The 26138-nt window shown below is 43.9% G+C and carries 11 protein-coding genes; all 11 read left to right on the top strand.

What is annotated here, in order from left to right; genetic code table 11:
- Positions 1 to 7: 7 nt before the first annotated feature.
- Positions 8 to 3223 (top strand): SusC/RagA family TonB-linked outer membrane protein, encoded by a 3216-nt coding sequence (locus J3P43_RS00560; RefSeq protein ID WP_255897809.1) that lies wholly within the window; start codon positions 8 to 10, stop codon positions 3221 to 3223.
- Between the two features lie 27 nt (positions 3224 to 3250).
- On the top strand, positions 3251 to 4993 hold the full coding sequence (locus tag J3P43_RS00555) for a RagB/SusD family nutrient uptake outer membrane protein (protein WP_255897808.1): 1743 nt from the start codon (positions 3251 to 3253) through the stop codon (positions 4991 to 4993).
- A gap of 445 nt (positions 4994 to 5438) precedes the next feature.
- A complete protein-coding gene (locus J3P43_RS00550; RefSeq protein ID WP_255897807.1) occupies positions 5439 to 6785 on the top strand; it encodes a glycoside hydrolase family 88/105 protein in 1347 nt (448 codons plus the stop codon).
- A gap of 111 nt (positions 6786 to 6896) precedes the next feature.
- Complete coding sequence (locus J3P43_RS00545) at positions 6897 to 8207, top strand: rhamnogalacturonan acetylesterase (protein WP_255897806.1); 1311 nt, start codon at positions 6897 to 6899, stop codon at positions 8205 to 8207.
- A gap of 1 nt (position 8208) precedes the next feature.
- Positions 8209 to 9744, top strand: coding sequence for a rhamnogalacturonidase (locus tag J3P43_RS00540; RefSeq protein ID WP_255897805.1), 1536 nt, complete (start codon positions 8209 to 8211; stop codon positions 9742 to 9744).
- Positions 9745 to 9774: 30 nt separating this feature from the next.
- A complete protein-coding gene (locus J3P43_RS00535; RefSeq protein ID WP_255897804.1) occupies positions 9775 to 12612 on the top strand; it encodes a glycosyl hydrolase in 2838 nt (945 codons plus the stop codon).
- 43 nt (positions 12613 to 12655) lie between these two features.
- Positions 12656 to 15580: a glycosyl hydrolase 115 family protein gene (locus J3P43_RS00530; protein ID WP_255897803.1), complete on the top strand. Its 2925-nt coding sequence runs from the start codon at positions 12656 to 12658 to the stop codon at positions 15578 to 15580.
- 1 nt (position 15581) lies between these two features.
- Positions 15582 to 16592: a family 43 glycosylhydrolase gene (locus tag J3P43_RS00525; protein WP_255897802.1), complete on the top strand. Its 1011-nt coding sequence runs from the start codon at positions 15582 to 15584 to the stop codon at positions 16590 to 16592.
- A gap of 108 nt (positions 16593 to 16700) precedes the next feature.
- Entirely contained in the window at positions 16701 to 19565 is a 2865-nt protein-coding gene (locus tag J3P43_RS00520; RefSeq protein ID WP_255897801.1) for a glycoside hydrolase family 2 protein, read from the top strand.
- Between the two features lie 375 nt (positions 19566 to 19940).
- Positions 19941 to 21362 (top strand): glycoside hydrolase family 28 protein, encoded by a 1422-nt coding sequence (locus tag J3P43_RS00515; protein ID WP_255897800.1) that lies wholly within the window; start codon positions 19941 to 19943, stop codon positions 21360 to 21362.
- 105 nt (positions 21363 to 21467) lie between these two features.
- On the top strand, positions 21468 to 25931 hold the full coding sequence (locus J3P43_RS00510) for a hybrid sensor histidine kinase/response regulator transcription factor (protein WP_255897799.1): 4464 nt from the start codon (positions 21468 to 21470) through the stop codon (positions 25929 to 25931).
- Positions 25932 to 26138 lie beyond the last annotated feature (207 nt).

The following is a 26138-nucleotide window of genomic DNA, read 5'->3' as shown; positions in this document are numbered from 1 at the left end:
CTGAAATATGCACATATTTACAAAAGCGGTAACACGAGTACTCCTCCCCGGATTAATACTGGGGCTTGGCTCTCTTGATGTAAAAGCAAGGCAGCAGGATTCTCTGACCACTGCAGTTCAAGATTCTTTCCGCAGGGCGGATGCAAACAAATTAAAAGTTACCGGAACATTAACGGATGCCTCAACCGGTAAGCCTCTGGATGGAGCTCGTATTAGTGTTGAAGGATATTCTGCAGCTATTACTAGTGCCGACGGTACTTTTAGCATTTCAGTGCCCCATTATAATGCAGTATTAGTAGTTTCTGGATTGGGCTACGCCACAACGGAGGTTCCACTAAAAGGACGTACAGCCATCAAAACCGCACTTTATAATGAGGGATATAGTACCCTTTCAGCAGACGTCAATCTTCCCTTCGCACATAAATTCAGCTCCCGTATTGCCGGTGCTGTTGAAGGGGTAGAAGTGAATGATCGTTGGCAAAGGAATATGGAAACTGCAGACACTTACCTGCAGGGACGCGTAGCCGGATTAAATACTGTGCGTCGTTCAGGAACACCGGGCATCGGAGCAAATTTGAATTTAAGGGGATATAATTCCTTATACACATCCAATCAACCTCTTATTATTGTAGACGGAATCATATACGATAATACAGATTACGGTGTTTCGCTGATTGCAGGACACGTTGATAATCCAATAGCTAACCTCGATTTAAAGGATATAGATGATATCACGGTGATTAAGGATGCAAGTGCCAGCACTTATGGTACCCGTGCAGGTAACGGTGTTATTCTTATCACTACTAATAAATCTGATGAGCAAGCTACTTCGATAGACTTTTCGGCCTATGGCGGGGTTAACTCGGCCCCCTCATCGATACCTGTTATGGGTGCTGGTCAGTACCGCTCTTATCTTTCGGATGGACTTTATTCAATGCTTAGAGCGCGCGGAATAAACGAATTACAAGCGCAGGGACTGGTTAGCAGCCAGGCATACCTTAATTCGGACAATTCAAACTATTATAAGTTTAATAACCAAACCGATTGGCAAGATCAGGTGATGAACACCAGTTACAATCAGAGCTACTATTTGAGAGTGACTGGGGGGGATAATATTGCAACGTATGGATTATCCGTGGGTTATCTCAATAACAGGGGAATAACCAACAATACAGGTATGGAACGGTATCAGACGCGTTTCAATGCGAACTTGAACCTTTCCAGTAAACTAAAGGGTAATGCCAATCTCTCGTTTGTATCGAACAATCATGAGTTAAGGGATCAAGGATTTGCAAACAATACAAACCCAATTTATGTGGCGCTAACAAAATCTCCTTTTCTCTCTTCCAACATTATTGCGGTCGACGGATCAGTATCTCCTAACCTCGAGGATGTAGATGACTTTGGCCGTAGCAATCCCCTAGCTTTGGTTGAAAACATGATCGGCACCAATAAGAACTATCGCTTCATGGGATCGTTCGGTTTTGATTACGATTTTAACAAGGCACTAAAGTTTCATGTTCTGGGCGGAATTACATTCAGCAAGGTTCGGGAGAACATATTCATGCCCGAGAGAGGTGTGGTTGCTGATACATTAATGCAAGGCATTGCGTTCAACAGGTCGGGCTCCAATGTGGAACGTTTATATGGATTGTTTACCGATACCCGTTTGTCTTATACTAAGAATTTCGATTTTCGACACAGTCTTTCAACCAATGTGGGATTCCGGTTTAACGACAATAAAATGGAAACCGACTACGGGTTGGGATATAACTCGGCTACGGATGATTATGTAACCGTTGGTCAAACTGACGCGGCGCTTAGAAGAATCAGTGGGCAAAATGGAAACTGGCGTTGGTTGAATATGTATGCCAATGCAGATTATTCTTTCTTAACCAAGTATTTCCTGTCGTTTAATATGGCTGTCGACGGATCGTCGAGGTTCGGAAGAGACGCCGCTCAGGGCTTAGATATCAATGGGTATAAATTTGCAGTGATGCCGTCACTCGCTGCTGCCTGGCTGGTATCATCTGAAAATTTTATGGCAAATTCTAAAATAGATGTTTTTAAGTTAAGAGCAAGCTACGGTAGGGTTGGCAACGATGATATTGGAAATTATGCGGCCAAACAATTTTATGTTTCGCAGAATTTCTTCGACACTCAGGGACTCGTTAGAGGAAACGTTCCTAATACAGCATTACAGTGGGAAAATGTAACTAAATTAAATGGCGGGATTGATGTGTCATTTCTGAAAGAGAGATTAACCGTTGCTTTCGACGTATTCCACAATAAGACCACGAAAATGCTGGTTCTTGAACCGGTTAGCACTGTAACAGGTTTCGACTATGGTTTCACAAACAATGGGTCGATGAGTTCACGCGGCGTTGAACTTGGAGTAATGGGACGTTTGATGAACAAATCTCTTAAGTGGGATATGGGACTAAACATTTCCAATTATAATACGGAAATTCTCGGTATTCCGGGCAACAGGTTGCTTAATGAATATGCGGGGGCTACTATCCTCACACAAAAAGGAATGGATGCGAATTTGTTCTACGGATACAGAACGAACGGTATATACACCAGTACTGCAGAAGTAAATTCAGCTAATCTTAAAAACAGAAGAGCAGACGGCACTATCACTCAGTTTCAGGCGGGTGATGTTAGATTTGTTGACCTGAATCACGACGGTTATATTGACGCAGATGATCGTGAGGTGATTGGCAATCCTAATCCAAAATACCGTGGAATGCTTAGCAATGTATTGTCGTACAAACGATTTTCGTTCGATGCTATATTCACTTTTACCGCCGGAAATGACATCTACAATTCTGTTCGCAGAGGTCTTGAGTCAATGAGTGGAACTCAAAACCAAACACTGAAAATGGTAGGCCGTTGGAAAACCGAAGGCCAGGTGACCGACGTACCAAGGGCATCATTTGGGGATCCCAACGAAAACTCACGGTTCTCCGACAGATGGATTGAAGACGGCTCTTATATTCGCTTAAGGACGCTTTCTTTAGCTTACGATGTTCCAGTTAAGAATGTAGGTATAAAATCTGCCATGGTGTATCTCACAGGAAACAACTTATTTACTGTTAGTAAGTACCTCGGGTACGATCCGGAGTTCAGTGCGACAAGCAGCGTTTTTACCCAAGGAATAGATACAGGACTTGAGCCTCAGTTCCGTACCGTGCAGTTAGGGGTTAGGATCGGGTTATAATTGAATATGAGTTTAATAATAATGAGTATGAAAAGAAATATAAGAAGTTTGTTTACCGGAGTATTGTCGCTAATGCTGGTGTTAAGCACGCTGTCCTGTAAAAAAATGTTCGACATATCACCGGAAGATGCCCTGGAATATGATAAGAACTATCAGAATGTTAACGATGCAGATGCGGCGGTTTGGGGTATATACGGCAAGTTCGTTCAAATCGCTGATCGCTATATGGTGTTGAATGAGCTTAGAGGTGATCTGGAAGATGTAACACTCAGGTCTACAAAGTACATTCGGGAGATTAATGATCATAATGTCTCTGCCGACAATCCCTGGGCTGATCCAAAGCCTTTCTATGAGATTATTATCAACTGTAACGACGTTCTCAGTAACTTCGATAAGATGCTGGCTGATACGCGCCTTAGCCAGGCAGATTATGATATCCGTTATTCCGAGATTGGGGCCGTACGTACATGGGTGTATCTTCAATTAGGTATTCACTACGGTTCCATCCCTTATGTAACCGACCCGCTAACCAGTATCAAAGACGTTCAGGACGAGTCTAAATACCCTCGCATTTCTTTCGATCAGTTGCTGACTAATCTGACGCAATTTGCAGAAGCACTTCCCAATAAAGATCCAATTACATCGGGCTCATTGTTCCGTACACTTGACGGCAACAACACCCGTAAGATGATGGTTAACAAGTATCTTCTTTTGGGTGATTTATACCTTTGGAAGCAAAACTGGCAGCAGGCGGCAGTTTATTATCAAAAAATGATGAATTACGCCGATGTAGAACGTCAGGACAGAAATTCCGAGCAATGGTATGAAACTTATAAGGTTAGCGGCTGGCGGTCGCAGCTCGTAGGTGGAAATTGGGACGATATGTTTTCAGCGGCTTACAACGAGCGCTATTCTAATTATAATATAATTTGGCAAATTCCTTTTTCGAAAGGCTTTGCTCCTCAAAACCCGTTTATTGCTTTGTATTCTGCATCAGAAGGATACCAGATAAAGGCTTCGAATCTAGCTATACAGAATTGGGATAATCAAACTCGTATAGGAAATTCGCTGGTAGATGTAAACAGGGGAGCTCAAAACAGTTATCGCTCTAAGGCCCTACCAGAGATCATAAAACTCATTCCCAATTACAATCCTCAAGAACCATTTGAAACTGCCGGTAAATGGATTTTGTACCGTGCCCCACTACTTCATCTACGAATGGCCGAAGCCGCAAATCAGGTTGGATTAGACTCAATTTCGGACGCCTTGTTAAATATTGGTATACAAAATACTTTTCGTCCCGCTTCACTGCCAAGTAACCGTACTAACATTATGCAAACGGTTAAGGATGTGAATTCGCCGTTCTATTTCGACGCAAGAAATGGCGACGCACCGACCTTTCGCGCCCCCTGGTATAGAAATGATGGAATAAGAGGTTCAAATGGGCTGCTTCCTGCTAAAGTAGATTCGGCCTCTTACTTCGATATGAGTAATCCTGGAGATCCACAAAAGCCATTTACGGACGAGGCTGGTTTCAGAAGAGCCATGGAGGACTTATTGCTGGAAGAAGCTGCTTTAGAACTTGCATTTGAGGGGAACCGCTGGCCGGATCTATTAAGAACTGCCTTACGCAGGAAGACTACAGACCCTAATTATCTTGCTAATAAAATTGCGGCAAAATTTGAAGCGAAAGGCGATGGTGCGGGAGCTGCAGCTGTTCGAGCACGGTTGTCTAATGAAGCTAACTGGTATTTGCCGTTTAAGATGTAATAGCCTCACCCTTATAAACCGCCAACGCAGATGTGATCGCATCTGCGTTTTTTTTTATACAAAATGCTGATCTATGAAAAATAGTTAGACACGCTAGTTTAATTTGCTTCCATCTAATCAGGTTTTGAGTATTCTTAGTTATTCCTATGGTGGCGAGTTGGCCCGACCCAGACCACACCACCACTGAAGATACAGTAACATCTCTGTTTCAATCCCCATATTTTCTACTTACGATGCCTTAAACAGGATACAGCAGGATAGGCAAAAGCCCAAAACTCCTTAGTTTCGGATTCCCTAAGTTTAAACCAATTTTATATTACCACACAATGAAGGTATCTTTCCAAATAAGGGCATATGAGCTCAGTTTCAAAGCTAGAATCTCCATTAAATCCTCATTATAAAAATTTATCCCATGATCATTTTAAACCCATTTAGAAAAAATACTATGCTTAAGGCAATACTTTCCTGCGGTGTGATGCTTGCGGCAGCGCCCTCTTTTGCCCAGTACACCACTGCGAAAGGAAACGATGTAACAACACCTCTGCATTTATTAAAACCTGATTATATCGTCCCTTACGGCGAAACCAAGCCGGCAGATATCAAAGCAGTGCTCGACAGGGTATACAATTACCTTGACGCCGGTACACCGATGCAACTGGTAAATAGAACTAGCAAAGCAGAAGTAGATCTAAAGTCGGCAAATGCCGACGCTATATTTAAGCAGGGAGATTACCGTCTAATCAGCTATGAGTGGGGCGTAACTTATACGGGTATGCTGGAGGCTGGATTTGCAACCGGGGATAAGAAGTATACCGATTACACTATCAACCGGATTAATTACATCGCCGACGTGGTGTCTCATTATAAAGATTTCTTAAAAGCTAATCCGGGTGCAAATACGCCGGTTCGTTCAGTGATTGATCCGCATGCTTTAGACGATGCAGGATCTATGGCCGCCGCAATGATTAAGGCACAACGTACTGGTCAGATTAAATCTGATCTGCGTCCGGTGATCAATAATTACCTCAACTATATCATGACCAAGGAGTTTCGTTTGAAAGACGGAACGCTGGCCCGCAACAGGCCTCAGCCTAATACTTTATGGTTAGACGATTTATATATGAGTTTGCCTGCTCTGGCACAAATGGGTGTCTTAACTAAAGAAAAGAAGTATTTCGACGAAGCTGTAAAGCAATACAATCTGTTCGCTAAACGAATGTTTAACAACGAAAAAAATCTTTACATGCACGGCTGGGTACAGGATATGAACCCACATCCTCAGTTCCACTGGGCGCGTGCAAACGGATGGGCTATTATGACAAAGATCGAGCTTCTGGACGCACTTCCGGTAAATCATCCCGGCAGAGCCGGAATCCTAGCCATGCTGAAAAAACATGCTGATGGATTAGCATCCCGCCAAAGCGGAATGGGTTTTTGGCATCAGCTGATAGACAGAAACGATAGTTATCTGGAAACTTCGGCTACAGCGATTTACGCTTACTGTATAGCCCGTGCTATTAACAAAGGATGGCTTGATGCTAAGGCTTACGGACCGATGGCACTATTAGCCTGGAATGCAGTAAGTACTAAAGTTAATGCTCAAGGGCAGGTTGAAGGAACATGCGTGGGTACAGGTATGGCTTTCGATCCGGCATTTTACTATTATCGTCCGGTAAACGTTTATGCGGCACACAGTTATGGTCCTGTTCTTTTGGCTGGTGCTGAAATGTACAGAATGCTGCTAAGTCATCCGTATGAAATCAACGATAGCTCGGTTCAGATGGTGAAATAATTAAAAATTAAAAAGTCAAAATTAAAAGGGCTGTCGGCAATTGAGCGAAGATAATAGCGGCAGGCTTTCTGCCTTGGATACAGTTGATCTGGGGCAAGTTAAAACACAATTATGAAGGGAACATTAGCTTTTATCAGTATATCACTCGCATTATTAACAGCATGTACGGCTCAAAAGCCAGGAGTAACTAATCAAGGTACGTTAAAGTTCGACTTTGGTACCGGGAAAGCGGCTAAAGGGTATATTGCCGTAAGTCCGGAAACGATTTATTCTGCAGAGAAAGGATACGGATTTGACTTAGGAACAAAGCCAGAGGCGATAGACAGGGGTGGTGATGTTTTAAAGGGTGATTTCGTGAGTGCCGAAACGCCTTTTTACTTTTCGGTAAAGGTGCCGGAAGGAAACTACAAGGTTACCGTAACTCTCGGCGATGCCAATGAAAAAACAGCCACCACCATAAAGTCCGAGTCGCGCAGATTAATGCTGGAAAATGTGCAAACAGCCCCGGGCGAATTTAAAACCGAAACCTTCATCGTAAATATTAAAGACCGTAAAATTGACGAGAACACAACGGTTGGTTTAAAGCCCCGTGAACTTACAAAGCTTGATTGGGATGATAAGTTGACCCTCGAGTTTGATCTTAAAACGGCTGTTAACGCAATCGAAATACAAAAAGTAGAAGATCAGGTAACGGTCTTCCTGGCCGGAAACTCTACAGTGGTTAACCAGGATGAAGAACCATGGGCCTCATGGGGACAGATGATTCCACGATTCTTTAAACCAGGGGTTGCGATATCGAATCATGCGGAATCGGGTTTATCGTTAGGAAGTTTCATCGGCAGCAGAAGATTGGCCAAAATTTTAAGCATTATGAAGCCAGGCGACTACCTTTTTGTGGAGTTTGGTCATAACGATGAGAAAGAACAGGGGCCTAATGACGGCGCTTACAAATCATACAGCGAGCGTTTGCGTACTTTTGCTAACCAGGTAAAAAACAAAGGTGGCCATCTGGTTATCCTTACGCCTACAGCGCGCCGTTCCTTTGGCGAAGATGGAAAAATGAGAAATTCGCACGGCGATTATCCGGACGCGGCGAAGAAAGTTGCCGCAGAATTCAACGTTCCGCTTATTGATCTTACTACCGCTACCACCACCATGTACGAAGCCATGGGTGTCGAAGGTTCAAAAAAGGCCTTTGTGATTTATCCCGAATTAAATTTGAACGATAACACGCACTTTAATACATATGGAGCGTATCAAATTGCAAAAATTGTGGCTACCGCGATTAAAGATCAAAAACTTCCCATCGCAAAATATTTGGTAAGCATGCCGCCTTTCGATCCTTCAAAACCAGATGTATTCGCAAATTTCAACTGGCCGCCAAGTCCTAAAGCGAGTAAAATTAAACCCGACGGGAACTGATATGAAACGACTAACATTTGCGATTTTAACCTTGTTATTTGCAGCTTCACAATTAGTTGTTGCTGCCAACTATGATGTTAAAGCCTATGGCGCAACCGGAAATGGAACCACAGTGGATTCTGATGCCATTAATAAGGCCATAAACGCCGCTGCTAGTGCTGGTGGTGGCACGGTTATATTTCCGGCGGGTACTTATCTAAGTTACTCGATCCGGCTTAAAAGTAATATTACGCTCTATCTTGAGCAGGGATCAACCATTTTAGCCGCCAGTCCTAAAGACGGAATGGGCTATGACGCACCCGAACCTAACGAATGGGGCGATAAGCATGGCTATCAGGATTTTGGCCACAGCCATTGGCGCAACAGTTTGATCTGGGGTGAAAATTTGGAAAACATCTCCATTCTGGGGCCAGGTACAATTTACGGGAAAGGGTTAGTAAGAAATGCATCTCCCCGTAATCCTGTGGGCAACAAGGCTATCGCCCTTAAACTATGCCGGAATGTGATTCTGAAAGATTTCACTATTCTCTATGGCGGGCACTTTGGTATTTTGGCTACGGGAGTTGATAATATGACCATCGACAACCTGAAAATGGACACCAACCGCGACGGTATGGATATTGACTGCTGCCGCAACGTACGCATTTCTAATTGTACCATCAACTCGCCTTTTGACGATGCTATCTGCTTAAAAAGCTCTTTTGCATTGGGATATGCACGTGCAACAGAAAATGTAACGATAACCAACTGCCAGGTATCCGGATTCGACCGGGGTACATTCATTAACGGAACCTACAAACGGGATGAATACAAGATGGTACCAGATAAAGAAGGCCCGACGGGACGGATTAAATTCGGCACCGAATCTAACGGAGGCTTTAAAAATATCACGATCTCTAATTGCGTATTTGAATTTTGCCGAGGAATTGCTCTTGAAACCGTCGACGGTGGCCTGTTGGAAGACGTTTCTATTACAAACGTTACCATGCGGGATATTGTGAACTCCCCGATTTTTCTTCGTCTTGGAGGCCGTATGCGTGGCCCGGCTGGTGTGCCAATTGGTGAATTACGACGCATTAATATCAGTAACCTGGTAGTCTATAATGCCGATTCACATTTTTCTTGCCTTATCAGTGGCTTGCCTGGAAATGATATCGAAGATGTAAAACTCAGTAATATCCGGATATTTTACCGCCCTATTGATTCCGCGGAATCCGTTATTCAAAAGGAAGTTCCTGAGCATGAGAAGACGTATCCCGAACCGCAAAAATTTGGCGTTATTCCAGCTTATGGCTTCTTTATCCGCCATGCTAAAAATTTCGAGCTAAATAATGTGGAAATCAGCTTTATGGGTAAAGAAACCCGTCCGGCGTTTATCCTAACAGACGTAAAAGGAATTCTTTTTAACAATGTGAAGGCTCAAAAGGCTCCCAAGGCCCCTATTATGGTGTTGAGAGATGTATCAGACTTTGAATTGCGCGGAGGAAACATAATAAAGGACACTAAAATTAAAGCTGTTAAGAATAAGAGCTATTAAGTTTGAGATAAATTTAATCTGACATTCAACATGAAAAGAAGTATTGTAAAGGTTGTTTTTGTTGCTGCATGTATTGCCAGCGCTCCAAGCCTTTTTGCCCAGACAGCACCCGCATGGCCTGAAATTACTCAGATTAACAAACCATGGACGCGTTGGTGGTGGGAAGGTAGTGCTGTAAACGAGAAAGACCTGACGTGGATGATGGAAGAGTATCGTAAAGTGGGCTTAGGCGGTGTGGAGATTACTCCCATTTATGGAGTAAAAGGGTATGAAAAGCAGTTCATTGACTTCCTGTCGCCAAAATGGTTAAGCATGCTTAATCATACATTAAAAGAGGGAGGACGATTAGGTTTGGGCGTGGATATGGCGCAGGCTTCGGGATGGCCTTTCGGTGGCCCTTGGGTAACCAACGAAGATGCCAGTAAATATATCGCCTATAAGAACTATTCGCTTAAAGGCGGAGAAAAGCTAATTGAGCCCGTTCAATACATACAGGAGCCTATGGTTCGGGCAGTGGGCGAAAAGATTGAAATAGGGAAGCTGAAAGAACCGATTGCTTCCAATCCTAACTTGCAATTGCATGCCTTTGACCAGGTACGCTTTCCAAAACCTTTACCTTTGCAGGCGTTGATGGCTTATTCCGAAGCTGGGCAAATTGTAGACTTAACTAACAAAGTTGACGGTTCCGGCAATTTAAATTGGACCGCACCTTCGGGTAACTGGAACTTATACGCCGCTTTCGCAGGATGGCATGGAAAAATGGTAGAGCGTGCTGGTCCGGGTGGGGAAGGGTATGCCATCGACCATTTCTCAAAAGCGGCTACCGATAATTATCTTAAATACTTTGATGATGCATTTAAAGGCGCTGATTTAAAAAATCTGAGAGGCTTTTTCAACGATTCATATGAAGTTGATGATGCGCAGGGCGAATCTAACTGGACGCCACGTTTTTTCGAGGAGTTCAAAACCCGTCGCGGATACGATTTAAAGAATCATCTTCCGGCGTTATTTGGTAAAGACACTCCGGAAAAAAGCAGCCGCGTATTAACAGATTACCGGGAGACTTTGTCGGATCTGCTTCTTGAAAATTATACCAAAACCTGGCACGACTGGGCAAAGAAACGCGGAGCTATCATCCGTAATCAGGCACATGGTTCGCCGGCTAATATTTTAGACCTATACGCCGCAACAGATATCCCGGAAACGGAAGGCTCTGATATTCTACGACTGAAGTTTGCATCTTCTGCAGCGCATGTCACCGGTAAGCCATTAACCTCTTCGGAGTCTGCAACCTGGGAGAACGAACACTTTCTGTCAAAGCTGGGGGATGTTAAAAAGGCAATGGATCTTTTCTTACTCGGTGGCGTCAATCATACCTTTTATCACGGAGCAAACTACACCCCTCAAAACGAAGCATGGCCGGGCTGGTTATTTTACGCCGCCGTTCACTTTACACCTAACAACACTTTCTGGACCGATTTCTCAAAACTTAATACCTATGTGGCGCGGGCACAGTCGTTTTTGCAGAAAGGTAAACCGGATAACGATATTCTGCTTTACCTGCCTATCTATGACACGTATGCTACCCGGGGCCGCTCCCTGTTACAACATTTCGACGGAATAAGTCACGGTTTTAGGGGTACCAGTCTGGAAGAAAGCGCGGTTTTATTACAGAGTAAAGGACATAGCTTTGATTTTATCTCGGACGCACAGATCTTAAATACCTCGGCAGCAAACGGATCAATCCAAACCGGCGGGTTAAATTACAAGACGATTGTTGTTCCTCAGACAAAACACATTCCTCTGGCGACCATCCAGAAGCTTATATCGCTGGCCCGGGACGGCGCCACGGTTATATTCTATAAAGGTACACCCGCCGATGTGCCAGGGCTGGGGAATTTAGAACAAAGACAGCTTGAGCTTAAGAATCTTATTTCAGGATTAAACTTCTCCTCGTCGAAAAAGGCGGCGGTTGGAAACGGCAGCGTGATTATCGCTGATGACTTGGACAAAACATTAAGCTCCATTAAAATAAACCGTGAGGAATTAGTTGATAAAGGTTTACAGCTTATCCGCCGAAAGCACGATAAGGGAACCTATTACTTTATCGTAAATTCTAGTGGAAAAGATATCAACGACTGGATTCCTTTACAAACCCAGGCGTCTTCAATCGCGATATTTAATCCCATGACCGAAAAGACCGGTTATGGCAGCTTCAGAAAAGCCGGTGGCAAGGCTGAAGTTTATCTTCAGTTGCCCAAGGGAGAGAGTATCATTCTTGATGCTTCAGGTGTAAGTTCTACCGGCCCGGTTTATCCTTATACCGCAGTGGCCGGAAACGCTCAACCAATTGCCGGAAAATGGCGGGTTATCTTTACGAATGGTGGCCCAACTTTGCCAGCAGCAGTGAACGTTTCAAAGCTGGAGTCCTGGACTAGTTTTACATCCGAAGGTGTTAAAGATTTTTCAGGAACGGCCACCTACACTACAACATTTAAACGTCCGAAAGGAAAAGCTGCGAATTGGCTTTTAAACCTGGGCGATGTTCAGGAGAGTGCAAGAGTGATATTAAACGGCGAAGAAATTGGAACAGTGATCGGACCGGTTTACCAATTGGAAATTCCATCATCTAAAATAAAGCGGTTAAATACGCTGGTTGTCGCAGTCTCAAACTCCATGGCAAACCGGGCTGCTTACCTCGACAGGAATAATATTTACTGGAAAAAATTTTATAATACGAATATGCCTGCCCGGTTAGGTGCAAATCGCGGGGCAGATGGTAACTTTACCGCCGCGAAATGGGAGCCCAGGGCGTCTGGTCTGATTGGCCCCGTAACTCTTACGCCATTAAAGGTTAATAAGCCCTGATGGCACATAAAAGAGTGTATGCGGCGTTAATGTTTAATGAAGGATGAAGAAACAAAAGCTAAGTCTTATTATAATTTTTAGTTGTATTTGCCTGACTGTAAATGGGCAGATTCAGATTTCAAATAAAGCTCTGGTGGGTGCCTTCCCCCTGGTTGCAGCAAGTGGGGCGGTCTCTCAGGTCTTAAGCGATGCCTCGGATGCTGAAGTGGTGCGTATCGCTGCGCAAGCGCTTAAAGATGATATCAAGTTGGTTACGGGGATTAGTACGCGAACCAGTACTTCTTCCATTCAGGTGTGGATAGGAACTATTGGAAAATCTCCCCGGATAGACAAACTGATATCTTCGAAAAAGCTCCGGGTGGATAACATCAAAGGGAAATGGGAAACCTTTAGCATCTCCTTGCTTAATAACCCTGCACCTAATGTGAAACAGGCTTTAGTAATAGCAGGCAGCGATCCCCGGGGTACTGCTTTTGGCGTATTTGAGCTGTCGAAACTTATCGGTGTTTCGCCCTTTTATTGGTGGGCCGATGTAAACCCCAAACAACAAAAGGAGATTTACATTAAAGGTAGCTATGTTTCGAAACAACCCTCGGTAAAGTTCAGAGGCATATTCTTAAATGATGAAGATTGGGGACTACAGCCATGGGCGGCAAAAACCTTTGAGCCGAAAACCGGCGATATCGGTCCGAAAACCTACGCTAAGATCTTTGAATTGCTCCTTCGTCTTAAGGCAAACCTGATATGGCCGGCCATGCATCCCAGCACTAAAGCATTTTATCATTATGCGGGTAACCCGAAAGTAGCAGCTGATTATGCCATTGTTGTGGGCTCATCTCATGCCGAACCCATGCTTAGAAACAATGTTGGCGAATGGGACAAATCAATGGGCGCTTTCAATTATATCACCAATAAGGAAAAAATATATAACTATTGGGAAAGCCGGGTGAAAGAAAGCAAAGGTAATGACGCTATCTACACCCTTGGTATGCGTGGTGTACATGATAGCGGCATGGAGGGAGTTAAAAGCATACAGGAAGCCGTTCCATTGCTCGAAAGAATTATCGATGAACAAAGGGGCATGCTGAAAAAGCATATCAACGCAAATGTAGCTTCTATACCACAGGCTTTTACCGTTTACAAAGAGGTGCTCGATATTTACAATAAGAATATTAAGCTGGCTGATGACATTACTGTTGTATGGCCAGACGATAATTATGGTTATATCCACCGGCTAAACAGCGAAAAAGAAAATAAGCGTTCGGGAGGATCAGGGGTATACTATCATGCTTCTTACTGGGGGCGCCCGCACGACTATCTGTGGCTAAGTTCCACACATCCAGGCCTCTTGAGAGAGGAAATGATGAAAGCTTACGAAACTAAATCGGATCGTTTATGGGTACTTAATGTGGGCGATATTAAGCCGCTCGAATATAATATCCAAATGTTTATGGATATGGCTTACCAGGCGGAGCCCTTTAAGAACAGCTCTTATACCAGAAGTCATTTAAAAAACTGGGCAGGCGAGGTTTTCGGCGCCGACAAAGCGGATAAAGTAGCAGACATTCTGTGGAAATACTATCAACTTGCCTTTGAACGCCGTCCCGAATTTATGGGCTGGAGCCAGACAGAGCCAACTACTCAAACCAAATATTCAGATTATAACCACTTCTTTTATGGCGATGAGGCACAACGCCGGATTGACAGCTATAATCAGCTGGTATCAGAGGTAAGTTCTTTACGGCCGCAAATAAGTTCAAAAGATGCAGACGCCTTTTATCAGCTGGTTTATTACCCTGTGGTAGGTGCTTCGCTGATGAATAAAAAGTTCCTTTACAGGGATAAAGCATTCCTTTATGCGAAACAAAACCGTGCCAGTGCGTCCGATTACGCCGCCTGGTCTAAGCAAGCGTACGACGATATTGTTAAGGAAACCGAGTACTATAACAATCAGCTTGCAGGCGGTAAGTGGAAGCATATGATGTCAATGGAGCCGAGGGATTTACCAGTGTACAAAGAGCCTGTTTTGCCAGAATTATTCGTCGATAAGAATCAGGTTTGGGGCATCGCTCCGGAGGGCTTCGTCACTAAAGACTCTTCGCTTACCGGGAATGGTTCTGCGTTTTCATTGCCGGCTTTTAATCGCCTTAGCGATAAGAAATATTTTATTGATATCTTCCTCAGTGATGATAAAACACTGAACTGGACCGCGCAAAAAGACGACTGGATAAAGCTTTCTCAATCGTCAGGAACCTTGAATCCGCAAACCGGCAAGCGTGAAGCCAGACTTTGGGTAAGCGTTGATTGGACCAAAATTCCGAGAAGCGGAAGACAGAATGGAAAAATCAGCTTCAGCGCTGACGGTAAAACGCTTGAAGTTAATGTTGGTGCGAATAATTCTATCCCTTCTCAACTAGCAAGTTTTAAAGGTTTTGTAGAGGACAATGGCTATGTTTCCATGCATGCCTCAAATTTCAGTCGCGAAAGCAAAAAGCAAAATCTTAGCTGGACAGCAGTTGATGGTTTGGGTCATACAGATAAGGCCCTGATGGCTTCGCCGCTTGAAGGCGTAATTATTCCGGCTCTTCAAAACCCGGAAGATCTGAAAAGTACTGCGCCATTTGTAGAGTATGATTTCTACGCTTTAAGTCCTGCTACGCCCCAGCTGTACGTATATACCCTGCCTACTCATCCTATTAATACAGATTATAAGATGCGTTATGCTGTGTCAATAGACAATGGCCCAATCAAAATAGTAGATTTTACCACAGTCGGGCGCAGCGAAGAATGGAAACAGAATGTGCTGAGAAATAGTGCGATCCGGTCAATCAAAACAGAAGCTATAAGCCCCGGTAAGCATACGCTCAAAGTATATATGATCGACCCGGGAGTAGTTCTGGACAGAATTATTATTGACCTGGGGGGATTTAAAAAAGCCTATAGCACAGTAGCCGAAACAAAAAAATAAAATGAAGAAACTGACGCCGCTCTTCCTTCTTTTCGCTTTAGTGCTGACTATACCCACCGGGCTATTTGCCCAGAAGGAAAAAGGTAGACTGGCGGATAAGCCCTTGTTTCGAGACCCGATTTATGACGGTGCAGCCGACCCGGTAATTGTATGGAATAAGAAGGAGAAGAAATGGTTTATGTTTTACACCAACCGCCGAGCAAATGCAGCAAACGAAACCGGGGTTACCTGGGTGCATGGTACCAGAATAGGAATAGCAGAATCAAAAGACGGGTCGGAATGGAAATACAGAGACACGGCTAATATTAACTTCAGGCCTACCAAAGATTATACCCATTGGGCGCCCGATGTTTTTGAACATGAGGGTTTGTATCATATGTATCTTACTTATGTTCCCGGGATCTTTACCGATTGGAATCATCCCCGGGAAATTCTTCATTTAACCAGTAAAGACCTTCTGAACTGGGATTATAAATCAACGCTGAGACTTATCAATAATAAGGTGATCGATGCAGATGTGTTCAGAATGCCCGATGGTACCTGGAGACTTTGGTATAATAATGAACGCGACGGAAAATCTATCTACTACGCCGACAGCAAAGATCTAGAAACCTGGGAACTGAAAGGAAAAGCAATAGGCGACAGAGGAGGCGAAGGCCCTACGATTTTTCGCTGGAAAAATAAATATTGGATGCTTGTTGATAACTGGGCCGGAATGGGACTCTATTATTCAGACGATTTAACGGATTGGAAAAAGCAGCCCGATCGTATCCTGGAAAAGCCGGGTAAAGGTCCGGAAGACCAGGCTATTGGTGGACATGCAGATGTAGTGGTCAACGGCGACAGGGCTTACGTATTTTATTTCACTCATCCCGGCAGGACAGCCAAAGGCTTGCCGGATGGCACCGAAACCCGCCGAAGTTTGATCCAGGTTGCCGAGCTGGAATATAAGGATGGAATAATTACAGCAGACCGCGATAAGCCGGTGTATATTAAGTTAAAGGGGAGATAGGGTTTAGATTTAAGAAGCCAAGAGGAAGAAATAAGAGATAAAGAGTCAAGAAACAATATTTGAGAAACAGGATAAATAAGTAGCACACAATACGTCAAATTATAAAGTATGAAAATAAAAAAGGGGATTTTCACCATCGGGTTCGCACTTTTTGCTGCGGTTCAGGTGCTGGCGCAGCCTGGAACGTCAAAGCAGATACAATACCTTTCGGGGAAGGACAATGAAAATACCGTTAATTGGGATTTTTGGGTAACCGGCGGTCGTAAGAGTGCCGTGTGGTCGAAAATTCCGGTTCCATCACATTGGGAACAACACGGCTTCGGCGAGTATAACTATGGTCGCGACTATGTAACCTATGGAAAGAACTTCCGCTTTGCGGACGAAAAAGGAATCTACCGGCACGGCTTTAATGTGCCTGCCAGCTGGCAGGGCAAAGATGTTTTCATCGTGTTTGAAGGCTCGATGACGGATACCGAATTAAAAATAAACGGTAAATCAGCCGGGCCAATCCATCAGGGGTCGTTCTACCGGTTTAAATACAATATCAGCGATAAGCTGAAATATGGAAAATCTAACCAGCTCGAAGCTGTAGTAAGTAAAATGTCGGCCGACAATTCTGTAAACAACGCAGAGCGCCTGGCAGATTATTGGGTCTTTGGAGGTATTTTCCGTCCGGTTTATCTTGAAGCAGTTCCAAAGGAACACATTTCATGGACATCTATCGATGCCAAGGCCGACGGGTCATTCAGAATGAATGTACATCTCAAAAATGCACAGGCTGGCAGGGATATCGTTGCAGATATCATCGATTCGAAAGGAAGAGTTATTGCCACAGCAAGGGGAAAAACCGCATCAAGGGATACAATGGTTCAGTTGAGAACATCAGTGTCAAATCCATTATTGTGGACAGCAGAAACGCCTAACCGATATCAGACAAACATTTACATCAAAAACGCAGGAAAAAACGTTTACCGCACTTCCGAAAAGTTTGGTTTCAGAACCATCGAGATTAGAAAGCAGGATGGTATTTATGTGAACGGAACCAAGATCAAAATGAAAGGGGTTAACCGCCATGTTTGGTGGCCAGAAACCGGCCGTTCGGTTAATGCCAAGATAGATGTGGCCGATGTGAAGTTAATCAAGGAAATGAACATGAATGCGGTTCGCTGTTCGCATTATCCTCCTGATAAAGCTTTCCTTAATGCCTGCGATTCATTAGGCTTATACGTGCTCGATGAATTGGCGGGATGGCAAAAAGCTTACAGCACAAAAGCAGGTGCGCCTCTGGTAAAAGAAATGGTGATCCGTGATGCCAACCATCCTTCCATTATTTTCTGGAGCAATGGTAATGAGGGTGGTCATAACTTCGCATTAGACAGCCATTATGGAATGTACGATTTATCCAATCGCCCGGTGATACACGGTCATCATCGTCCCGGTAATGCCTTTAATGGTATTGATGCAAACCATTACGAAGATTATTACAGCACGCAAAAAATTCTGGCTGATACCAATATCTATATGGTTACCGAGTTTCTGCATGCTCAGGACGATGGGGGAGCTGCTGCTTCACTTTACGACATGTGGAACCTGCATTGGAATGCACCAAAAGGCGGCGGTGGTTTTATCTGGGATTTAGCGGATGAAGGCATTGTTCGTACAGATCAAAATAATATTATTGATGTAAACGGTGTCAATGCTCCCGATGGGATTGTTGGTCCGCACCGCCAGAAGGAGGGAAGCTTCTATGCGATCCGCGAAATATTCTCACCAATCAGGATAGAGGTAAAGGATTTGGATAATTTCAACGGTTCATTGCCTGTGGAGAACAGGTATCACTATACTAATCTAAATCAGTGCAGCTTTAAGTGGGAACTTCTGAACTTTAAGAACCAGAACCAGGCCGGCGGAGGCTATATTTCTGTGAAGCAGGGCAATGCAACAGCCCCTTCTATAGCTCCGGTTGCAAAAGGTTCCATCAGTTTAAATCTGCCAGCCGATTGGAGGAACTACGATGCTGTAGCCTTATCAGCATACGACCCTCATAAAAATGAAGTTTATCGTTGGGTTTGGAAGGCAAAGAGCAATACCCAATTATTGCAAAAAGCTCTTTCAGTTACGGGCAGCGAATCTGTAACAGCTACAGAAAACGATAGCCTCATAACGTTGAAGGCAGCTGGAATTACAGTAAATCTTAGCAAGAAAACCGGGAAAATAGTAAGCCTCGCCAACGATGCCAGCATGGCCCTTGCTTTCAAAAATGGTCCTGTTCTGGTGAGTGGTAACGCTACCTTCACTGGCTTAAAGCACTTCAAAGATGGTAATAGCCATGTGGTTGAATCTGCTTATTCGGGCGATATGAAATATGTTCGCTGGAAGATGAATCCTAACGGATGGCTTGAGATGACATATGAGTATGCCCTTAACGGAGATTATCAGTTTGCCGGAGTAAGCTTCGATTATCCCGAAAACTATGTCTTGGGAGCTAAATGGTTAGGTAAAGGACCGAGCAGAGTTTGGAAGAATCGCTTGCACGGTGCCACCTTGAATGTTTGGGAAAATAGGTACAACGATACAAAAACAGGAAGTGCACCCTGGATCTATCCGGAATTTAAGGGTTATTTTTCTGAAATAGTGTGGATTGAGATGAATACCGTACAAGGGAAGTTCACTGTTGCCACGCCAGACAACGATATGTTTGTTAGGTTGTTCGAATTCTATGGTTTATCAGGCCCGACCTCGTATCCAGGACTTCCCGCAGGCGACATCTCATTCCTTGACGCCATCCCTGCCATGGGAAGTAAGCTGGCATTGGGAATCAGCCCGAATGCCCGAAACCTGGGACCATTAGGGGAGCCAAATCACTTAAGCGGTTCGAAAAAGCGGACCCTGTTGTTCTACTTTGGAATACCAAAGCCAAGCGATGAGAACAAGCAGTTTGTGATGCCGAAAGAGAATATATTGACGGATTAAAGGCGAAGGCAGACAGCATTTCGAACGCTGTTGCCTTTTATCATACAACATCTGCTCTCCCATAGGCTATGTCTTACAGACCACCTGGAGTTTGGTTATTCTTCCTCTAGGTCAGTGTTTCACAGACGAGACCAGGGGAGGGAAGTATAGCGGGTGCCTAGCCAACTGGGTCAATACTCGCAGCTCAATGTCTTAAGCGCCCTACGCAACAGTAACCAACATATTACCCAATGCCGTCTTTTATCGGGGGGATGCATGACAGTACATCCCCGATTTTTTTTTAATCTTGGGAACGGATAAATCTCCGCAGATCTGGAATTGATTTTCAGATCTTAAAGAAGCAGATTGAGCGTTATATAGAATACACCACACAATATGGCACCCTTAGTAAAGAAATTCCTCCTACTGTTTTTTATAGTGCAGATCGTTGCCATCGCGCAGGCGGAAGCGGCAGATCCGGCATGGGCTTCGAAAGTTGGGGTAAGGAAGTTGAAGATTAAAAAACGAGTGTTCCATGTAAAAGATTACGGCGCTGTAAGCGACGGCAGAACGCTGAACACCATTGCCATTCAAAAAGCTATCGACGCTTGCGCGAAGAAAGGTGGTGGCAAGATAGTGTTTGCTCCCGGCAAATACCTTACGGGATCATTATTTGTCAAGGAAGATGTGTTCCTTCAGATAGATAAAGGTGTCGAAATTTTAGGAAGCCAGAATCTCAAAGATTACCCTGATATCGACACCCGGGTTGCTGGTATCGAAATGAAGTGGCCCGCGGCGCTTATCAATATCATAAAGCAGGAAAATGCAGGAGTAAGCGGTGAAGGAATAGTAAACGCCCAGGGAAAGCCGTTTTGGGATGCTTATTGGGCTTTGAGGAAGGATTACGAAGCTAAAAAACTGCGTTGGATTGTAGATTACGACGCTAAACGTCCCCGGACTTTACTGGTGTCGGATTCTGAAAATATCCTGGTAAAAGGCTTAACTTTTCAGCAAGCCGGCTTTTGGACGGTGCATGTATTGTATTCAAAATACGTTACCGTAGACGGAATTGTGATACAGAACAATATTGGCGGCCACGGCCCGAGTACCGATGGCGTAGACATTGATTCTTCTTCATGGATCCTGGTAAAAAACTCAGACATCGACTGTAATGACGACAATTTCTGTATCAAGGCCGGTCGTGATTGGGACGGACTACGTGTTAACCGCCCGGCAGAGTATATCGTGATTCGCGACTGTATCTCGCGAAAAGGGGGAGGCTTAATTACTTTCGGAAGTGAAACTTCTGGCGGTATGCGCCATATCCTTGCCAAAAATTTAACAGCCAACGGAACAGGCGTAGGGATCCGCTTTAAATCGGCTACCAACCGGGGCGGGACTATTGAAGATATCTATATCGACAATTTAAAAATGACCAATGTAGGAACTGCTTTAGAAATTACACCTAATTGGAATCCCTCGTACAGTTATTCAACGCTGCCGGCTGGCTATGACATTAATACCGTCCCTGAACACTGGAAGAAAATGCTTCAGCCGGTTTCTCCGGAAAGAGGGGTTCCTCGTTTCAAGGATGTATACATCTCAAATATAACGGTGGATGGCGCCCGGAAAGCTATTTTTGCTGATGGATTAGACCAGGAACCCTTAAGGAATTTCAATTTTACTAACGTTGATATAAAAGCAAATAACGCTGGGTCGATAAAAAACGCTAATGGATGGTCGTTCACAAATGTTTCTATCCAAGCCAAAGACAATAGCAAAGTACAGGTTTTGCAGTCTCAAAATGTGAATCCCTAACGTTTAATTGTTGTATATTTAATGCCCAACACGGGAAATGACTGGCCGGGCGATACATTGGAATAGCTTAAGATTTGGTGTAATTAAGAATAATCATTCACAGATATGTTGATCAGGGTTATCTGTACTAACACTTATTTGGGAAGAGAAGAGTTGCTGAGATTGTTCGGGAAGTATCTGATTGTGTTTTTAATCCTGGAAGCTTTGTCGCATCCCGGCTACACTCAACTTAAAGCTAATTTTACCCGTTATTCGACCGAAGATGGCTTATCGCATGATGGCGTATTATGCATCACGAAAGATCGGGAGGGTTTTATGTGGTTTGGTACCTGGGATGGAATTAACAGGTTCGACGGGCATTCGTTTACATCTTATAAATCTCTGCCGGGCGACAGCTCAAATCTCAAAAACAATAAAATCAGAACCATTATTGAAGATAAGCGTGGATACCTCTGGGTTAAAACCTACGATAACCTGGTGTACCGTTTTGATAAAAGAAAAGAAGAGTTCGTCTCCGTTCCCGGACGGGCCAAAGAGTTTAGCAACCTGATCATCGACAGAATTGTTCCTGCCAGTACCGGCGATACCTGGTTACTTACTGAAAACCAGGGTCTGCTTTGCGCGATGTACGACCACACATCTCCTGTGCCTCGCCTGTCCAGGTTTGCTAAAAACCTTTCCGGAGACTTCAGGATAGCCGGGAACGATATAAACTTTTTATTTGAAGACCGCCAACAGCGGGCCTGGATCGGAACCACAACGGGTGTGACTTGTCTGGTGAGAAAGAACGGCCGCTACCAACCTTTACTATTGAAAAGAAAATTGCCGGCGTTTTCTTTCACCTCTGCCGTAGAGCTCGGCAACAAATTATATTTCGGCACCGCAACCGGCCAGCTCATAGCCGTTGACAATCGCAGCGGTAGTTTTTCCGTCATTACTTTATCAAAAGGTACCCGGTTAAATTCCATTTGTGCATCCCGTAAGGGCGAACTTTACATTTCGACTACCGGGAAAGGAATAATAACCTACAACCCGCAGAACTCGTCTGCTAAGTTTACGGCCCTCCCCGGAACAGACGCTTTTCTATCCCTGTTTGAAGATAAGTTGGGTCAGGTGTGGATAGAACCGGAGCGTAATGGTATCATAAAATACAATCCTGTTAAGGGCACTTTTAAAGTTTTTAATCAGCAGAAAGACGCTAATGTTAGTAGTCCGAATAAAAATTATAATGTATTTGAAATAAATGGCGTGCTGTGGGCCAGTCTTAAAGGTGGCGGCTTTGGGTATTATAATCCTTCTGCGGATGAAATAGAGTATTTCTATAATCAGCCCGGTTCTGTACAGAACCGGTTTTCGAATATTGTAACCGCTCTCTATGCCGATCCGACCGGGATTTTATGGTTAAGCGCTAACGATGGTGGGTTGAATAAGATTATTTTTCCTCCTAAAGCTTTTAACCACCAACTTTTGGTTGCAAATACCTCAAGCCGATCCGACAATGAGGTTCGGGCACTGTTAGAAGACAAGAGTGGTAAGCTTTGGGCCGGAACCAAAGCCGGAAAACTGTACATATTTAAAAAGGGTGTGCTTCAAAGCGACGTTTTTGAGAACGGTGATAATCTGGAGATCGGAAGTGTCTACTCGATAATGGAAAGCCGTGACGGCACAATATGGCTTGGAACCAAAGGTAATGGCCTGGTCACCGCAACGCCTCTCGATAAGGAGCGATCGCAGTACCGGCTCGAAAAGTATGTGTTTAATCCTGCTGATAAAGCCGGTTTAAGCAGTAATCAGGTTTACTCTGTATTGGAAGATCGGGCTGGAAGAATATGGGTTGGAACACTTGGGGGCGGATTAAATCTGGTAATGAAAACCGAGGGGAAGATATGGTTCAAAAACACGGCTAACTCCTTTAAAAATTATCCCGCTACCTGTAATGTAATTCGCCATTTGCAATTGGGCCCCGACGGAAAGATCTGGGTGGCTTCAACCGATGGCTTAGTATTGTTTAATCCTGATGCCGGCAATACAGACGATCTGAGATTCTCGAAGCACAATAAAATCCCCGGCGACCGGACGAGTTTGGGTAATAACGATGTGCAGTATATTCATCGCGACCGACGGGGGCAAATGTGGGTTGGAACCTTTGGTGGCGGTTTGAACAAGGTGGTGTCTGTGGCAGGAGCAAATAAATTGAACTTTCGCATTTATACCAGGGACGAGGGATTGCCCAATGATATTATCCTGAGTATGGTTGACGACAACAAAGGCAATTTGTGGCTGGCTACAAAAAATGGTTTATCGCAATTTGACCAGTCATCCTCAACCTTTAAAAACTATGATACTTACGATGGTCTGCCGAATGCGGGGTTCTCTGAAGCTACTTGTTTCCGGTCTCGTTCGGGCCATCTGTTTTTTGGATGTACCACCGGTTATATTTCTTTCGATCCCGCAAGGATATCGAGTAAGCGCCTGCATGCTAACATGGCCTTAACCAATATTCAATTGTATAATGAGGATATCATCCCGGGCAGCACCGGATCACCATTGAGTTTCTCTATCAATAATACCAGAAAGATTACGCTTGACTATGACGAAGATGTTATCAGCATTGATTACACTGTACTGGATTACAGGGCCGGTCATAAAATAATGTATGCTTATTTCTTGAAAGGATATGACAAAGGATGGCATTATGTTAAGAATCAGCGCAAAGCTACTTACACAAATCTTCCGCCAGGCAACTATGAATTTATTGTAAAAAGCACAAATAATGAGCTGTTTAATAATGTTCCCACCAAAAGCATAAAGATTACCGTGCTTCCGCCGCCATGGTTAACAGTTTGGGCGTACATGGCCTATGTGCTGCTCGCTGTAATTCTGATAGAGGTAGCCCGGCGAATTATTCTAACTATGATCAGGTTGCGCAACAATGTTGCGGTTGAACACCGGCTTACTGATTTAAAATTGCAGTTTTTTACCAATATCTCACATGAACTCCGTACGCCTCTTACGCTTATTGTAAGTCCGCTCGAGGAAATTACCAGGACAGAGCAGATTTCGGCAAAAGGCAGAGAAAATATAAGTATCGTTAACAGAAATGCGAATCGGATGATCAGGCTCATTAATCAGCTGCTTGACTTCAGAAAGGCCCAAAGCGGTAAAATGCGGCTCAAGGTATCCGAGACAGAAATGGTTGGTTTGCTGCGTGAGATCAGCCAATATTTTATTGGTTTGGCGCATGAAAAGAATATAGCCCTGGAGGTAAATTCGAATGTCGAACAGCTAAGCGTTTGGATCGATGAGGAAAAGATAGATATTGTGATCTACAATTTACTTTCAAATGCCTTTAAGTTCAGTCCGCCGCATAAAGCCATACAAATTGATATAAATCACAGACCTGGCGACGAATATTTTACTATTACCATTACCGATCAAGGATATGGCATCCCTAAACACAAGCTTCCGCAGATCTTTGAATTGTATTATGAAGGTGATAAGTCGAGCGAAAACAATTTAAAAGGAACGGGTATCGGACTGGCCTTATCCAAAGAGCTCATCGAAGCGCACCATGGAAATATTTCTGCCAGCAATAATCCCGAAGGTGGAATGATTTTTACCATAAAGCTTAAAACCGGAAGAGAACATTTCAAGAACAATGAAGTGGACTTTGTGAACTCTGAGAAACCGCTGGACTTTGTGAATGCAGGTTATGCAGAAAGCGAAGCAGATACTCACATCATCCCGGTAGAGAAGGGCATTCAAAGTGCGGCGCAGCAGGTTGTTTTATTAGTGGAAGATAATTCGGAGCTGAGAAAGTTCCTGGCTTCTCAATTATCAGGATATTATCGGGTTCTGGAAGCTGGAGACGGTGCAGAGGGCTTAAATGTTGCTTCTGCCCATTTACCAGATATCATTGTGAGTGATGTGATGATGCCCAATATGGACGGTATTCAAATGCTCGATCAACTTAAAAATACAGAGGCAACGAGCCATATTCCGGTGATTTTACTGACAGCGAAAGCATCTGTAGAAAGCCAGATAGAAGCGTTGAAATATGGCGCCGATTTCTATATCACCAAGCCATTTCATACCGATCATATTCTTGCATCGGTTGATAACCTGATTAAGCAACGCAAAAAGATATTTGAATCCATACTCGATCCGGATAAGAGAGTAGTTCAGCTGAAACCTGACGAAGTACTGATCACGTCGAGAGATGAGCAATTTTTGAAAGACGTGATCAAGATAGTTGAGGCGGGAATGGAGGATGCAAAATTTAACATTGAGAGTGTGGCAGATTCAGTAGGCGTGGGGCGGACCACTTTTTACAAAAAATTGAAAAGTCTTACAGGTTTCGCTCCAATCGAGTTTGTAAGGGATATCCGGTTAAAACGCGGAAAGCAATTGCTCGACTCGGGCGAGTACACCATTTCGGAGATTGCCTACATGACGGGTTTCAGTAGCCTGGGGTACTTTGGCACCTGCTTTAAGGAGAAATATAAACTGTCTCCGTCAGAATATCTGAGGAATCAAAAAGATAAAGGCATTAAGTCGCACGTCGAATAGTTTTTATAAGGAGGGTGGTCCGCTGTGGAGGGTATATAGCGCGCTATTAACAATATTTAAAAGCATTTTGTCAATTTTTAAAACTGCGGGGAAGCGCTTTAAGCTAGGTTTGTATGTAGCAAAACCAAAAATTAAAAGCTAGATAAGCCGATTGATTAAAGATTTACATTGAATAAAGTTTTTGAGTTTAGAGGTATTAAGCCAGAT

The sequence above is a fragment of the Paradesertivirga mongoliensis genome, from assembly GCF_024436395.1.
Classification (GTDB): domain Bacteria; phylum Bacteroidota; class Bacteroidia; order Sphingobacteriales; family Sphingobacteriaceae; genus Paradesertivirga; species Paradesertivirga mongoliensis.
This window is presented reverse-complemented; position numbering and strand designations above follow the sequence as displayed.

What these genes read in the sequence shown, in the direction of transcription:
- J3P43_RS00515 (WP_255897800.1), top strand. Translation starts at nt 19,941, where the DNA reads ATGGCACCCTTAGTAAAGAAATTCCTCCTACTGTTTTTTATAGTGCAG.
- J3P43_RS00555 (WP_255897808.1), top strand. Translation starts at nt 3,251, where the DNA reads ATGAAAAGAAATATAAGAAGTTTGTTTACCGGAGTATTGTCGCTAATG.
- J3P43_RS00525 (WP_255897802.1), top strand. Translation starts at nt 15,582, where the DNA reads ATGAAGAAACTGACGCCGCTCTTCCTTCTTTTCGCTTTAGTGCTGACT.
- J3P43_RS00540 (WP_255897805.1), top strand. Translation starts at nt 8,209, where the DNA reads ATGAAACGACTAACATTTGCGATTTTAACCTTGTTATTTGCAGCTTCA.
- J3P43_RS00510 (WP_255897799.1), top strand. Translation starts at nt 21,468, where the DNA reads ATGTTGATCAGGGTTATCTGTACTAACACTTATTTGGGAAGAGAAGAG.
- J3P43_RS00545 (WP_255897806.1), top strand. Translation starts at nt 6,897, where the DNA reads ATGAAGGGAACATTAGCTTTTATCAGTATATCACTCGCATTATTAACA.
- J3P43_RS00520 (WP_255897801.1), top strand. Translation starts at nt 16,701, where the DNA reads ATGAAAATAAAAAAGGGGATTTTCACCATCGGGTTCGCACTTTTTGCT.
- J3P43_RS00550 (WP_255897807.1), top strand. Translation starts at nt 5,439, where the DNA reads ATGCTTAAGGCAATACTTTCCTGCGGTGTGATGCTTGCGGCAGCGCCC.
- J3P43_RS00535 (WP_255897804.1), top strand. Translation starts at nt 9,775, where the DNA reads ATGAAAAGAAGTATTGTAAAGGTTGTTTTTGTTGCTGCATGTATTGCC.
- J3P43_RS00560 (WP_255897809.1), top strand. Translation starts at nt 8, where the DNA reads ATGCACATATTTACAAAAGCGGTAACACGAGTACTCCTCCCCGGATTA.
- J3P43_RS00530 (WP_255897803.1), top strand. Translation starts at nt 12,656, where the DNA reads ATGAAGAAACAAAAGCTAAGTCTTATTATAATTTTTAGTTGTATTTGC.